Origin of the sequence: Aequoribacter sp., assembly GCF_965659035.1 — a bacterium.
GTDB lineage: Bacteria > Pseudomonadota > Gammaproteobacteria > Pseudomonadales > Halieaceae > Aequoribacter.
The window spans coordinates 20,222-35,524 of record NZ_CBFHWH010000008.1; the positions used below are offsets into that span (position 1 = coordinate 20,222).

Consider the following 15,303-nt stretch of genomic DNA (forward strand, 5'->3'; position numbering starts at 1 on the left):
GGGTAGTCTCACTGGACGATATAACAAGGATCCTGAGAGTGCTAATCCATCAAGCTATTGACTACCACGCCCGTCGACGTCCAAACCAATTGGCTTTAATCACCGACAGCACTCAATACGATTACCACAGCCTTCAGCAGCGAAGTCTGAACTTAGCACAAGCCCTGCTCGCGCAAGGGGCAAGCCCTGGAGAGCGTATTGGCTTGTTGGGTCAGAACAGCATCGATCACATGGTCGCCTTCACCGCTTGCAGCCGGATTGGCGCGGTCTCAGTACCGCTCAACTATCGACTCGCACCACCTGAAACGGCCTACGTTTGCGATGATGCTAACATTCGCCTGATCATAATTCTTGAACCCTCTGTTGAAACCCTGGCTTACGCCATTGCCGAAGCTCGCGATGGTGCGTCAGTTTTCATGTCGGATTTGAGCGATACTCACGTCCCGCTCAGTGCCGCAATGCTGCAGTCGCCACCCTCGCCAATCGACACGCCCAAAGGCTTAAATGAGCAGGATGCCACCCTGCAGCTTTACACCAGTGGCACCACCGGAAAGCCTAAGGGTGTAGCGCTCAGTCATCGCAACTTGAGCGCGCTCATGAATAATTTGTCGAATGCCAACCCAGGAGTACTGGGCGTCGATGGCATGGATCTGGTTTGTGCTCCAATGTTTCACATTGGCGGTGCGGGTTCCACTATCGTGCCGCTGCTGTGCGGCGGCGCTGTGGTTATGCATGAAGCGTTCAACCCAAAAGCCGTGCTTGAGGCCATCCAAAAGCATCGGATTCGCGAAATGTTCATGGTTCCCGCCATGATTTTGTCTTTGCTGCGTGATGTGCCTAATTTTGACCAATACGATTTAAGCTCATTGGATGTGATAGGCTACGGCGCGGCACCCATCTCACCTACACTGTTAAAGGAAGCGGTCGAGCGATTCAAGTGTGGTTTTAACCAGTACTACGGCATGACAGAGACCTGTGGCACTGTCGTTGCCCTGTCACCTGAAGTTCACCAACGCGCACTGCAGGGCGAGCCCGAACTGCTGCAAGCCGCAGGTCAAACCTGTCTTGGCGTCGAGGCCAAGGTATGCGACAGCGCCGGCACGGAAGTTCCGATGGGTGAAACGGGCGAAATCTGGCTGCGATCAGCCAATAACATGCTGCACTATTTCAATTTACCCGAGGCTACTGCCAAAACGCTGATTGATGGCTGGGTGCTTACGGGAGATGCGGGCTACATAAATGAAGAGGGCTTCATCTTTTTGCGCGACAGGATCAAAGACATGGTGCTTAGCGGCGGCGAAAACATTTACCCTGTTGAGGTCGAAAACGTACTCGCGCAGCTTCCCGGCGTTCGAGAAACCGCTGTTATCGGTGTGCCGGATGAAAAATACGGTGAAGCGTTGTTAGCTTTCATTGCAATGAATGAGGGTTTTACGCCACCATCTACGCAAGAGATGATCGATTTTTGCCGCGACAAGCTCGCTGGCTATAAAATTCCACGAAAACTTGAAATCATCGATGCACTGCCACGCAACCCGACGGGGAAGATCCAGAAGATGGTTCTGCGAGAACCCTTTTGGAAGAACGCGGACCGTCGGATCGGTTAAGAGGAGCACCAAAATGACGACACGAAGTTTATTAAGCGCAGCCGTTCTAGGAGCCACGTTAGCAATCGGAGGCTGCCAACCAGGAACCGAGACGGCCAGCACGCAGGTTGAGCAGGTCGCGCTGAGCGAATCTGAGAAAGCCAATGCGCTTTTCGAGGAAATGTTCATGGAAAGCGTCATGAGCTCTCCAATGTCACAAACCTACTTAGGCATTAAACAAGACTACGACAAGCTCGACGACTATACCGAGGCAGCGTCAGCCAGAGAGTTGGAGCGCGCCAAAGCAAATCTGGCCAAGCTTCAAACCATTAACGTAGCGGCACTCGATGAGCAGACAGCCCTGAGCTGGAACTTGATGAAAGACCAGCTAGATCAAGAGATCGCAAGCTATCGCTGGCGCTATCACAACTACCCTGTCAACCAGATGTTTGGCATGCATTCGGGCTTACCCTCGTTCATGATCAACCAACACCTCGTGCGCTCAGAAGAAGATGCACTTGCCTACATCAGCCGCTTACACGAGTTTAAACGCGTCCTGGGTGAGTTAGAGGCCAACCTCTACAAGCGGGCAGAGCTCGGCATTTTGGCACCAAAGTTTGTCTACCCCTATGTACTGAGCGATATCAATAATGTCGTCAGCGGCGCCCCCTTCACCGATGGCGATGATTCAACGCTACTGGCGGACTTCAAAGGAAAACTGGAGCAACTTGAGCTCGACGAGACAAAAAGAAGCGAGCTCCTAGGGCAGGCTGAAAAAGCACTGCTCGAATCGGTGGGCCCCGGCTTTGCCAGCTTGAGTAGCACGGTAAAAGCGATTGAAGCGCAAGCCGATACCCGCGATGGAGCCTGGAAGCTTCCCGATGGGTCCGAGTTTTACAACTTCGCGCTTGCACGCACGACGACCACCGATATGGATGCGCAGACCATTCACGAAATTGGCCTCGCCGAAGTCGAACGTATACATGACGAAATGCGCGCTATCATGAAGCAGGTAGGTTTTGCCGGTGACTTGCAAGACTTTTTTGAGTTCACGCGAACGGATCCACAGTTTTACTACCCCGAAACCCCCGAGGGCAAGCAAGCCTACCTCGAGGAGGCCACTGCCTTAATCGACGACATGAAAACGCGTTTGGATAGTTTGTTCAAGATTAAGCCCAAAGCGGACTTAGTCGTAAAAGCCGTCGAGTCCTTCCGCGAGAAGTCTGCCGGCAAAGCCTTTTATCAGCGCCCTGCCCCTGATGGCTCGCGTCCGGGAACCTACTACGCCAATCTGTATACCATGAAAGCAATGCCAATTTATCAAATGGCAGCCTTGGCCTATCATGAGGGGGTTCCCGGGCACCACATGCAAATCGCAATAGCACAAGAGCTAGAGGGTATACCCAAATTCCGCAAGTTCGGCGGGTACACTGCCTACACCGAGGGTTGGGGCTTGTACGCAGAGTTATTGCCCAAAGAAATCGGGCTGTACGAAGACCCCTACAGCGATTTTGGGCGCCTCGCTATGGAGTTGTGGCGCGCTTGCCGCTTAGTCACCGACACGGGATTGCACGCCAAACGCTGGACTCGTGAGCAAGCTATTGACTATTTGCTACAAAACACACCCAACGCCGAATCCGACATTGTCAAAGCGATAGAACGCTATATTGTCATGCCCTCACAGGCCACGGCTTACAAAGTGGGCATGTTAAAAATCCTGGAGTTGCGCGACAAAGCTAAATCCAACCTAGGCGAAGCTTTCGATATTCGCGAATTCCACGATGTGGTCCTAAAGCAGGGGGCGCTGCCTTTGGCAACCTTGGAGTCAATTGTCGACCGCTGGATAAACTCGAAACGGGAAAGCTAATCGTATGCAAAACCCATCCTTTCACCGAGCCGTTTTGGACGCATCCCGATCGGTCACTTTAGTCATCGGCATAGATGGCTCGTTGATGTTCGCCAGTCGCGGTGTGCAAGATATACTGGGCTACCCCGCAACTTGGGCCGAGGGTCGAAACATTCTCGACTACATCCACCCTGAAGATGTCTCTCGTGTTGTTGAATCCCTAGCGCTCGCCGACGACAACCGCGAGATTCGATACATTCCCATGACCTTACGAATTCGCGACAATGAGGAAAACTGGGTAGAGATCGATATCGTCAGCAGCAACCGACTGAGCGACCCGGAAATCTCTGGGATCATTGTGAACATTCAGACCGCGGAATGTCGGCCTACCTACAGCGACCCTATTACTGCGATGGCAAAAAATGAGTCACACGCGAGGGTGATGCAGCTCATCGCTCAGGGCGTCGGTCGCGGGGGGCACGTAAGGCGTCCGTCATTCTTTGTTCCAATAGACGCAGCCGCCGACTCAGAGCTGAATTGCTCGATGCCAGATCACCCCATTTCAGAACACTTTAAACCCGAAATTTTCAAGCTATTTGTGGCTGAACCTATCGATAAAGTGGACGTATCTGAGGCTGGCGAACTTCTCTCGGTCAACCGCTCAGAGTTACCCGTGAGCACCTTAAAACTCATGGACCGCTGGGATATTGCAGGCATCCGCTTCGGTGTTATAGCGCCGAACGACACGCCACACGAAGTCACTCATTATCTTGTATCACTTGACTACGCCCTACCAGAAACACTGTGGATGGATGGTATTTGGAGCCCCACAGGCGTGCAGCAATGGCAAGAATTGATGCAATATGCCGGCATTGCCCTGTCGCACGAGCGCAACCGCATAAAACTGCAGCGCGCTGCTTCGCGCGACACATTAACTGATCTTTTTAATCGCTCTGAGTTTGTGAGAGAACTCACTCGGCAAAATTTAGGCACTGAAGGCAGTGGTGTTTTGTTTATCGACCTTGATGACTTCAAAGCCATTAACGATCGGTACGGCCACAATATCGGCGATATCGCCCTCGTTACTATCGCTCAAAATATTTTAAAAGCACTGCCTGAGCAAGGCGTCGCGTGCCGCATGGGCGGAGACGAATTTGTGATTGTGACGCCAAGTAGCATTGACGCAAGGGCCCTAGCTGAATCGCTGATCACCTCCTGTGCCGAGCCTTTCACGACTGAACCCGAACCTTTAACGGTCTCAGCATCGATTGGCGTCGCCCAAATCCGAGAAGATGAAACCCTCGAACACGCCATTCAACGCGCCGATATTGCTTTGATGCAGGCAAAGCAAGAAGGTAAACATAGACTGGTAAGCTGCGACTAAAAATTATGGATTTAGTAGTATTTGATTTAGACGGAACACTTTTAAACGCCCAGTCCCAGATTTCGGACTACACCAACCGCGTGCTAGCCAAAATGGCCGAGGCGGGTATCGCCTACACAGTAGCGACCGGCCGAACTTTGCATGGCGCGCATGCGGTCGTTAGCGGCAGTGGCTTTCACCTACCCCACATTATCAAAAATGGGGTGTTGATCTGGAACCCGGCATCGGGCGATTACAGCCGCCAATGCTTGCTCACCCAAGAAGAAATTTCCAAGGTGCTACTGGCTTTTACGGACGCGGGTGTCAGCCCCTTTATACACACCTTTGAACCCAACGAGCACCACGGCGCCTATCATGCCCCCGTAATGAAAGACTACGAACACAAGCTAGCAGCTTTTATTGAACGCGAACGCGGAAGCGCTCTGAAGCCCTTAAGTGCGATGCCGCCGAAGGCGCCTATCGCTAACTTCAGTGGACTAGGCAGCCAAGAAGCCATAGACGCCATCGTAGCTCAGATTGCGCAAGAAGAGCACCTTATTGCCTATGGAGGCCCCGCATTTGAGGGCCAAAACCTGTACTGGCTGGATGTGCATCACTGCGACGGCAACAAAGGCGCAGCCGTCCTTGAACTTAAACGCGACGTGGGTGCAGAGCGTATTATCTGTTTCGGCGATAGCGACAATGACTTAACTATGTTCGAGATTGCCGATGAATGCTATGCGCCAGATAATGCCAAGCCCGAGATTAAAGCTGTAGCAACAAAAGTCATTGGTCATCACGACAATGATGGAATCGCGCGTTTTTTAGAGGCTAGATTTAAGCTCTAATTGAGGTATTTACCCACGCCGAATCACAAATTCCAAACGTCCGTCCTTCATTAAGACGCTTTTATCAATTTGAAAATCGGGCAATCCGCGCGACAAAGCACCCCGCAAGTGCCGATAAGGAAGCTCAGTGGAGCCAGACTCAGCCTCTAACTGATCGGGCCCAGCGATACCCCAACGCTTCGCCACTAAACCGCGAGTGGCGTTATGACACACAAATCCGTGCGCCGCACCGTCGTAAGTCAGCATTGCATCCAACCAGTCGTTCAACCAATTCAAATTGGCGTCACTCAAATGCAGAGCGAAGTCCCACATAAGCACCAAATCGTAAGCTTGGCCAATGCAGGGCTCAAAGCTGTCTTCTAGGACTGTTGCTCTTTGCTCGGAGGCCTCGTCGTCGCTCAGCAAAGCATTTATTTCCGAAGCCTGACTGATCAAATCGAGAACGGTTAAACGCCCCCAAAAAGTCCTTTGCAAGTGGGCAATCGTAGACGCATGCGCGGCTCCGAAATCAAGGATCTTCCGAGGCCTTGTTGAATCGAAATCGGGAAGTACACCCGCGATCAAGGTGCTTTTAAAAAATTCCGTATTCACAGCGCTCTGCCGCATTGCTGCGGCATGATTAGGGCTCACTTAGCACTTATTCTCCAGCGCTGTCGCCGCTCGCCGCGACTTTGGTGTTGCTTACAACACCGAAGCTTTTGGTAGGTGCGGCTTCGTTCATATCGATGCTACCCTTGAATTTGCTGCCATCCTCTAGGATGACACGCGGCGCTTGGATATTTCCTCGCATGGAGCCGTTCGCAGTGATCAGCACACGCTCGCTCGCTTCTACATCGCCATGTAACTCGCCATCCACTTTCACCGACTTGGCCGTCACATCGGCGTGCACTCGCCCAGAAGGACCGACCAGCAATTCATTACTCTTAAGTACGACAGTGCCTTCGATTTGCCCCTCAACCGTCAGATCTTCTTCACTGTGTACTTCACCTTTAATTTTTACCGTTGCCCCAATCACGGCACTCCCTCCTTTAGATGATGGAATCGATGCGACCTCAGCCACCTTTGACACTGGCTTTACCGGCTCCTCAACTGCAGGGGCTGGAGTATTCTTCTGTGATCGCTTGTCAAAAAACATGGTGTCTGCTCAGTTCAATCGAAATCACATATTAGCACGAACATTTCATATTCCTAGCCCCAAGGGATTTCAGGGTCGATAAGATCGCACATTTCCTTCTGCTGCGCGTTCCTTAGCGTCAAATAGCGGTGGATGCAGACGTTCGGCGGCAAAATCCTCTGCTTGATCCGCGTAGTGAACCGAATCTTCGAGCATGGTGGCTGAACCGTAATGATGCACACCCTGCACCGAGAGGTTTTGCTCGGCATCCCAAGCGACCAAATAGTAAAGTCCATCGCCCGCGATATTGGTTAAGTAGCCGTTTTCCTCGTACCCTGTACCGTAGATTGCGCGCAGCGTATCGGGACCTCCGCCGATCGGCACATTTACGAGGCCACGGGTGTGTCTATTGACCTCCCCCCACAAGGGATCAATTCGCCCAGACACCTCCAGCAATTCATCAGCGCAGGTCTGCAGCACCCCGCCCGCCTCAGGCGGCGCAACACCATCTTGCTCCGCGCGCCATTCGGCTCGAATTACACACACACCCAAAGCCGCTTCTCGGCTTTGAATATCCGCCACCAAATCCCACTGCGACAGAAGAGTTTGCGCCTGCAAATGATGAGGTAAAGCGTCTGTGAGTTCGGCGGCGATTGCGGCGCGAATGTAGTGACCAGCTCGGCTCGATACAGCGTAGGCTTTGTCGTGCTTTATCGTCCAAAAATCCTCTGCCGAAATGGGTCTTAAAGCCGCAAACAGTTCTAAGGCTCGATCTGCACGATTGGTCATTCGCGTTTGATACCCATCGCTGGGACTAAATACCGATGGATCTGGGTTATCGTCTGCAATGGCAACCTGAAAGGGTGTTTGGTTCGTGCTAGCCACATAGCCGTGCTTGGGGCGCACCACTTGTGGCAACTGCTGGAAAGGCAAATAACTGTCCCATATAAGATCGGACCGATCACCGGGCAAATACTGGTTCCAGTCATAACCGGGCTCACGTAGCGGGGTCAGACTGTTGTGAACGAAGGCGATCGTGCCTTCTTTGTCAGCGAAGACGAAATTGAATGACGCAAACCGATGTTGTGCCATCGCGGCATACCACTCATCGAAGGTTCGTGCTCGATTCAGGGCGTACCACTGATCCACCTGACGAATCTCATTCTGGCCTCCGAAACGGAATGCATAGGTACCATGATCCGTTTTCATGACAGGTCCATGCTCGGAGCGATATATCTCGCGCTTCACAGTCCAATAAAAGGGCCCCCACAGTTTGACGCGCAGGCTGGCTTCGCTGACCTCTAGGTCTAACCACTGGCCATCTAAGCGATACTGATTCTCGTTGTCAGGATTGATTTCGAGGACAAAAATATCAACCAAATCAGGCTTATTGACCGTCACGCCCCAAGCGATATCGTGGTTAAACCCAAGGCTGATCAGCGGACTTCCGGGAAAAGTGCCACCCATAATATCGAGCCCTTCGTCACTACTGATATGCGCCTCGTACCATGCCACTGGACCGTCGGTAGGCTGGTGAGAATTAATCATTAGACGAGTCGCTCCATCGTCTGTTGCCGAAGGTGACACCGCGATAGCATTAGACCCGATAGGGGTATCGCTCAAACCCAGATCAGCGACCAGACGAGAGACCTCTCTCGCGCGCTCGGGGCCCATCACCTCTTTCACCGATCCATCAAATCCGTAAAACAATAGATGCCTGACCACAAACCCAGTGATAATGTCGGTCGTTGTCACCGGCAAAATATCCCGCGTCACGCGATGAGGATGTTTCGCCGCAAAGTGGTTTAATCCATCGGTATAGGCTTGCACTAATGCGCGCGCCTCTGGACTAATCTGGTCTTCGTAACCCGCGTTCACCCAGCCCCGAACCCCGAGCCATTGGATCATATAGTCAGCTGGCGCTGCGTCTTTACCGTTATAACGAGCAGATTCGCCGCGATAAAACGGTAGCGTTTCTTCAATCAGTTCCCAACCATCTTCAGCTTGAGCATAGGCAAATCCAAAAGCGGTGTCCGCATCCGTTTTCCCGTGAATATGAGGGATACCCCAGCGATCACGTTCAATTAGAACATCATACTTCGACGCATCCACCGAAATATCGGGCGCACGGCTGGCGCACGCAGTTAAGCCAGCAACAAAGCAGAGTAGAATAAGTGTACGCATTATTATTCCTTATATTGAAGCTCAGCGATCAACGATTTCTGAGAGCTTGAGTAAACACTTCCTGTAGTGCTTGTATGCTATCCAACTTTGGATAGGTCGCGCGCATGATAAATGCAATTTTTCGATGCGGCCCTGGCTCATCGAGGCGAGCATACTGAAGTCGCTTATCGTTGCGGACGAGCTGATCGAGCGCCATTTCAGGCACCAAAGTAGAACCTAGTCCAGCAACCACCAACTGAATGAGGGTATTCAGACTGGTCGCGCTCATAGAATGTGCCACCGCATTCGAGAACTTACAAGCCGCCAGGGCATGATCTTTTAAACAGTGCCCTTCAGATAACAACATCAAATTCTCTCGTGACAGCTCATCGGAGGTAATACGTTCACGAACCTCCTGCTCGTCATCACTTGGCGCTACCCAATAAAAGTCTTCGTCCCAGAACGGGAAACTCAGCAAATTATCGCAATCATAGGGTAGTGCCAAGACCGCAGTGTCCAGCTCTCCATCGCGCACTCTCTCGACTAACTCCTTCGATTGCGCCTCGACAATTTTTAGCTTCGCCGCAGGGTAAGCTGCTGCTACTGCGGGCAACACAATTGGCAGTAGGTAAGGCGCGATTGTCGGTATCATTCCAATCGTCAAGGGCGTACTCAGCGGAGCCTTATCGGTCTGCCTCAGGCGCAATATGTCGTCAATCTGGACGCTAACGGATCGGGCTTTTTCCAAGAAAATACGCCCCATCGGAGTAACGAGCACTTTCTTATTATCACGCTCAAAGACCTGAAACCCGAGCTGCGCCTCTAACTCGTTTAAGGCGGTACTCAAGGCCGACTGGGATACCGCACAGTTATCGGCGGCCTTACGGAAATGCAGGGTCTTTTCGACCGCGAGTGCATAGCGAATTTGTTTTATTGAAATCATAACTATCGAGCCGCCAATCGGTGCCGTATTGGTACTTAGTTCTGGAATCCAAGTCTAATCAATTTCAGCAAAAAAAAAATCCACAAGCGCCGATTTCTTTTGATCCAAAAAATAGATCGAATTGATTTAAACAATCAAATTTAACAAACAACTGTCGACAACTATAGTGCACTTGTCGTCAACACAACACCTCTAGGAGAGAACAATGACTTCAATTAATTCAAGCATCAAACCCTTTAACGCCATGGCCTTCAAGAACGGCGAATTCATTTCGATCAACGAGCAAGATGTTATTGGCAAATGGGCGGTATTTTTCTTCTATCCCGCAGATTTCACCTTCGTTTGTCCAACGGAACTGGGTGATCTTGCGGATCATTACAGCGAGCTGCAAGCCCGAGGCGTCGAGGTGTACTCGGTGTCAACCGACACCCACTTCACGCACAAAGCGTGGCACGAATCATCGGACACTATTGGCAAAATTCAGTATCCCATGATCGGCGACCCGAGCGGCGCAAAACGCGTCAATTTGGGGTCATGCGAGAAGACCAAGGCCTAGCGGACCGTGCGACATTCATTGTTGATCCGGACGGCATTGTGCAGGTCATCGAAGTTACCGCCGAGGGCATTGGCCGCAATGCGGAGGAATTGGTGCGCAAAATTAAGGCAGCCCAATATGTCCGCAACAATCCGGGTGAGGTCTGTCCCGCCAAATGGCAAGAAGGCGAGCAAACCTTGGCCCCTTCGTTTGACCTGGTCGGCAAAATTTAAATCCAAGGCGGGACATCCCGCCTTTCCGAGAAAATAGGAGACTTAAAATGTTAAACCAAGAGCTACTCAATAATGTTAAAACTTACACCGACACTATCTCACGCGCGGTAACCTTGGTTGTTGCCGCGGGAACTCACTCAAAGCGCGCTGAGCTGGTGTCATTTTTACGGCAAATTTCGGACTTGTCGGACAAAATTCAATTTGAAGAGCGCGAGACTACAACCCTACGAAGCCCTCTGTCTTTCGGCTTGGAAGTCGATGGCGATGATAGCGGTGTACAGTTTTCAGGCATCCCGAGTGGCCATGAATTCAACTCGTTCATTTTAGCCTTACTGTATGCAGGTGGACAGGAACTCAAGCTTGACCCTGCGGTGCAGAGCCTTATCAGGGCGGTAAAAACGCCAATCCACTTTGAAGTTTTTGTCAGCCTGAGCTGCCACAACTGCCCCGATATTGTTCAAGCCTTGCATCAATTTGCTTTGCTCAACCCAAATATTAGCGCAGAGATGATCGATGGCGGGTTGTTTCCCCAACTTGTTGAAGAACGCGAGCTGCAGGGTGTGCCTGCCGTTTTTGCCAACGGCGCAGCCTTTGCCAATGGTAAAACCGAGATTAGCCAGCTGCTGGATAAATTGCAGCAGATTGCTCCTGAGGCAAAAGTGGCGAAAAACGACTCAGGCACTGCCCTACAAGATGTGGTTGTTATAGGCGGGGGCCCGGCGGGCGCAAGTGCGGCAATTTATAGTGCACGCAAAGGCCTGTCGGTGACCTTGCTGGCCGAGCGTTTAGGTGGCCAAGTTAAAGACACCCAAGGGATCGAGAACCTGATTTCGGTGAGCCATACGACCGGCGCAAAACTGAGCGGTAATTTGGTTGAGCACATGAATAGATACCCTATTTCAATCCGGGAGAATATTAGAGTCGAAAGTATCAGCGGCGATCACGTTCGGACTATCGCTCTGAACACCGGCGAGCAGATACAGACTCGCAGCATCATCGTGGCAACCGGCGCTCAGTGGCGAAAACTTGGGATTCCCGGAGAAGAGGAGAACATCGGCGCTGGAGTGGCCTACTGCCCACATTGCGACGGGCCATTTTTTGCGGGCAAGGATGTTGTGGTCGTCGGCGGTGGCAACTCTGGTATAGAGGCAGCTCTGGATTTGGCGGGGATTGTTAGGAGCGTCACGGTCGTGGAATTCATGCCGACGCTAAAAGCCGATAAAGTACTGGTCGATCAAGCGAAACAACGCACTAACATCTCGATCATAGCAAATGCGGCTTGCCAAGAAATTATCGCCGACGGCGGCAAAGTGGTGGCGCTTGAATATCTTGACCGCGTCAGCAATACGCGCAAGCGCTTAAACACCGATGGCGTGTTTGTGCAAATTGGCTTAAGCCCTAACAGCCAGTTCGTAAGCGATATCGTCGAATGCACAGCACACGGCGAAATCATAGTCGACAACAAATGCCGCACGACCCAAGCCAACGTATTTGCCGCGGGCGATGTTACCACCGTGCCCTACAAGCAAATCGTGATTGCCATGGGTGAAGGCGCTAAAGCAGCCTTATCGGCTTTTGAGTACTTGCTCGCTCATCCGGCGCACCGGACCGATATCGAAAAGCAAGCTGCTTAGTAAGATCTCATCAATTTGGGACTATTTCATGACGTAAAGGGCACAGGCTAATCTGCAAAGCGCTCCCGCAAGAGCGCTTTTTGCACTTTCCCCATGGCGTTGCGGGGCAGGCTATCAATGAATATGTAGTCTTTAGGTCGCTTAAAACCCGCTAGACTCTCTTGCAACTCGCGTCTGACACACTGCTCCAAATCTGCTTCATGTTTAGTGCCATCCGGCACGATCACGGCAACAACTCGCTCACCAAAATCGTCGTCCGACAATCCAATCACTGCCGACTCTAAAACGCCGTCACAACGATCGATAACAATCTCGATCTCTTTGGGGTAAACATTTAACCCACCGGTAATAATCAAGTCTTTAGAACGTCCCACAATCGCGACATAACCCTCAGCATCAATGGTTGCCAAGTCGCCCGTCTTAAAGAAGCCATCTTCAGTAAAATCGGCCGCGGTTTTTTCCGGCATCCCCCAATATTCTTTGAACACATTGGGGCCTTTAACCAGCAGGTTGCCGACTTCTTCTGCCGGCAAAATCGCACCTTGATCATCTTCCACACGCACCTCTACACCTGGCAAAGGAAATCCTACTGTCCCCGCCCTGCGCTCGCCGTTTAAGGGATTAGACGTGCTCATACCCGTCTCTGTCATGCCATAGCGCTCTAAGATTCGATGCCCTGTGCGCTGCTCGAACTCTGCAAACGTGCTGCTTAGCAGAGGCGCGGACCCAGAGATAAATAAACGCATCGACTTGCACGAACCTGAGTCGAATTCCGGCAAGGATAACAAACGGGAGTAATACGTAGGCACCCCCATCATGACGCTTGAGCGGCCAAGTTGCGCCAACACTTTTTGCGCCTCAAAGCCAGCATTCCACAGCATCGAAGCACCACTGAGCAATGCGCAGTGACAGGCGACAAACAAACCGTGGACATGATAAATCGGCAGGCTGTGCAGCAGCACATCATTAGCGCTAAAGCCCCATAAATCGACCAACACTTCGGCGTTACTGGCCAGATTCTCGTGCGTCAAGACGATACCTTTTGGTCGCCCCGTCGTGCCAGACGAATACAACAAGGCAGCCGATGTTGAAGTGAATACCGGAACCGGATCGCAGGTCTGTTGATCCAGAAGATCCTGCATCAAGGTCCCAGCGCCTGCGCTATCCAGCGTTAAAACCAATTCGACCCCACAGTGACGTGCCACGTGAGTAAGCCGCTCTTCCTGAGCGGGCGAGCAGACCAACAGTCGCGGCTCTGCGTTGTCCAAAAAATAGCGCATTTCAGCTAATGAGTAGGCGGTATTCAAAGGGTGATAAACGGCGCCAATTCGTAAACACGCTAAATACAGTGCCAATGCTTCTGCGGATTTATCGACCTGTACCGAAATACGATCACCTTGTGTAACCCCTAAAGCACAGAGTTTTTGTGCCAGTGATTTTGCCATTGTACTGAGATCACTGTAGATCCAAACCCTGCCATTTTCCGTTTCTAAGACGGTGCGCTGTGCGCGTTCAGGCTTATCGATACCCAACCGGTAGTAAAGGTTATTTTCTACTGAACGCGCCACTAGGGATTCACTCGATAATCCAGAGGCGGCAAGCGATCACCGAGCAGAGCTCGATACTCATAGCCACTCCCCCGCCGTGTATCAAACTCTGCCCGGATAGCATCTCGAAGCTGCGGATCCCTTAACAAGTCTTGCGCCGTTGCTGCCAAGACTTCGGCTGCTAAGTGCATGCCTTTATGTCCGATCGACATTCCACTAGCGGCCACCGCCGCCCAAGAATGCGGCGGCGTACCGGGCACCCAGGTCGCCGTGCTAATGCCATGAGTCGGGACGACCCAACTCACATCACCAACGTCCGTCGATCCGCCGAGGCTCGCAACCTCATCGCTCCAAGGCATCACACGACCCGCACTGCTCAGTGGTTTGGTGTTGCCATTAAAATTTGCCTGGAGTGTCTGGGCAAAAGCAAGCTCTTTGTCATCGTAGCTAACACCGCCAGCCCCAACCAAATGGTCATGCATCTTTTTCGCCAGTACGGTGTTGGGTAGAACACTGTGATTACCGTGTATGACTTCCCAAGTAACTTCGGTTCCCGTTCCCAAGGCGCCTGCTTTGGCGGCCGCTTCAACTCTCTGCCAAATAGGCTCAAGTGCTTCGGCTGAAGGTGCCCTCACGTAGTAATACACCTCCGCGTGTCTGGGGACAATATTCGGGACATCACCACCATGGGTAATGACGTAGTGTATACGCGTACGACTAGGGACATGTTCTCGCATTAAGTTCACCATGTAGTTCATCGCCTCGACGCCATCCAAAGCCGAGCGTCCTCTCTCTGGCGCAGCAGACGCATGACTGGCAATACCCGTGAACGAAAACTTGGCCGATTTATTCGCCAAGCTAGTAGCAGCAAGCGACTGGTTGCTATCACTAGGATGCCAATGCAGCGCAACATCCACATCGTCGAACAAACCGGCTCGCACTAAGTAAACCTTACCTGAACCACCCTCTTCCGCAGGGGTACCCAACACTCGCAAGGTGCCTTCGATACCATTTTCTTGCATCCAGCCTTTTACGGCCAATGCTGCACCGACTACGCCACCACCAAAAAGATTGTGGCCGCATGCATGTCCTGCTTCTGTATTTCTGGATAACTCCGTGGGAGCTGCTTGCTGTGACGCGCCGGGCAAAGCATCCATTTCTGCCATCATCGCGATCACAGGCTCACCATTCCCGTAGTCAGCAACAAAGGCCGTTTCAATATCAGCCACGCCTGCTCGCACCCGGAATCCCGCCTCCTCGAGGGTTTTTTGCATGAGCTCTGAACTTCTCCGTTCGAGATAACCTAATTCACTCCAATCCCATAGCTTACTCGCAACCTCTTCAGCCGCTTGTTTATGCGCATCGCTATAGACCTTGACATCGGCGAGAGCGGTAGACACAGTGAAAGCTGTGCTTAACATACACGTCCAAAATTTGATAAAACGCATGGCTCAATTTCCCAAAAAACACAAAAGCGCAATGTATCACGTT

The 15,303-nt window shown here is 51.9% G+C and carries 11 protein-coding genes and 1 pseudogene; 6 read left to right on the top strand and 6 right to left on the bottom strand.

Translation table 11 applies throughout. The features are described 5' to 3' along the window. Positions 1-38 precede the first annotated feature (38 nt). The 4 genes from ACTF5Z_RS02615 to ACTF5Z_RS02630 are packed head-to-tail and all read left to right on the top strand — an operon-like array spanning position 39 to position 5,643. Positions 39-1,607, top strand: a complete 1,569-nt coding sequence (locus ACTF5Z_RS02615) for a long-chain-fatty-acid--CoA ligase (protein ID WP_438984400.1) — start codon at positions 39-41, stop codon at positions 1,605-1,607. A 13-nt stretch (positions 1,608-1,620) separates the two neighbouring features. Next, entirely contained in the window at positions 1,621-3,453 is a 1,833-nt protein-coding gene (locus ACTF5Z_RS02620) for a DUF885 domain-containing protein (RefSeq protein ID WP_438984401.1), read from the top strand. A gap of 4 nt (positions 3,454-3,457) precedes the next feature. After that, positions 3,458-4,816: a sensor domain-containing diguanylate cyclase gene (locus ACTF5Z_RS02625; protein WP_438984402.1), complete on the top strand. Its 1,359-nt coding sequence runs from the start codon at positions 3,458-3,460 to the stop codon at positions 4,814-4,816. Between the two features lie 5 nt (positions 4,817-4,821). After that, on the top strand, positions 4,822-5,643 hold the full coding sequence (locus tag ACTF5Z_RS02630) for an HAD-IIB family hydrolase (protein WP_438984403.1): 822 nt from the start codon (positions 4,822-4,824) through the stop codon (positions 5,641-5,643). A 9-nt stretch (positions 5,644-5,652) separates the two neighbouring features. On the opposite strand, the gene ACTF5Z_RS02635 is transcribed toward ACTF5Z_RS02630, so the two are convergent. The 4 genes from ACTF5Z_RS02635 to ACTF5Z_RS02650 all read right to left on the bottom strand — a co-directional run bounded on the left by ACTF5Z_RS02635 (position 5,653) and on the right by ACTF5Z_RS02650 (position 9,863). Beyond that, the gene (locus tag ACTF5Z_RS02635; protein ID WP_438984404.1) at positions 5,653-6,117 is read right to left on the bottom strand and encodes a hypothetical protein; all 465 of its coding nucleotides are present in this window, start codon (positions 6,115-6,117) and stop codon (positions 5,653-5,655) included. Positions 6,118-6,280: 163 nt separating this feature from the next. Further along, positions 6,281-6,658 (bottom strand): bactofilin family protein, encoded by a 378-nt coding sequence (locus ACTF5Z_RS02640; RefSeq protein WP_438984405.1) that lies wholly within the window; start codon positions 6,656-6,658, stop codon positions 6,281-6,283. 189 nt (positions 6,659-6,847) lie between these two features. Next, the gene (locus ACTF5Z_RS02645) at positions 6,848-8,941 is read right to left on the bottom strand and encodes an acylase (protein WP_438984406.1); all 2,094 of its coding nucleotides are present in this window, start codon (positions 8,939-8,941) and stop codon (positions 6,848-6,850) included. A 28-nt stretch (positions 8,942-8,969) separates the two neighbouring features. Then, on the bottom strand, positions 8,970-9,863 hold the full coding sequence (locus ACTF5Z_RS02650) for a hydrogen peroxide-inducible genes activator (RefSeq protein ID WP_423849403.1): 894 nt from the start codon (positions 9,861-9,863) through the stop codon (positions 8,970-8,972). Positions 9,864-10,068: 205 nt separating this feature from the next. Here ACTF5Z_RS02650 and ahpC point away from each other — a divergent pair. Continuing rightward, positions 10,069-10,631, top strand: a pseudogene (ahpC, locus tag ACTF5Z_RS02655) (alkyl hydroperoxide reductase subunit C). 47 nt (positions 10,632-10,678) lie between these two features. Then, positions 10,679-12,265, top strand: coding sequence for an alkyl hydroperoxide reductase subunit F (gene ahpF, locus ACTF5Z_RS02660; RefSeq protein ID WP_438984407.1), 1,587 nt, complete (start codon positions 10,679-10,681; stop codon positions 12,263-12,265). 47 nt (positions 12,266-12,312) lie between these two features. On the opposite strand, the gene ACTF5Z_RS02665 is transcribed toward ahpF, so the two are convergent. Next, positions 12,313-13,833: an AMP-binding protein gene (locus ACTF5Z_RS02665; RefSeq protein WP_438984408.1), complete on the bottom strand. Its 1,521-nt coding sequence runs from the start codon at positions 13,831-13,833 to the stop codon at positions 12,313-12,315. Further along, positions 13,833-15,260, bottom strand: a complete 1,428-nt coding sequence (locus ACTF5Z_RS02670; RefSeq protein ID WP_438984409.1) for an amidohydrolase — start codon at positions 15,258-15,260, stop codon at positions 13,833-13,835. The genes ACTF5Z_RS02665 and ACTF5Z_RS02670 overlap by 1 nt, the downstream gene beginning before the upstream one ends. Positions 15,261-15,303 lie beyond the last annotated feature (43 nt).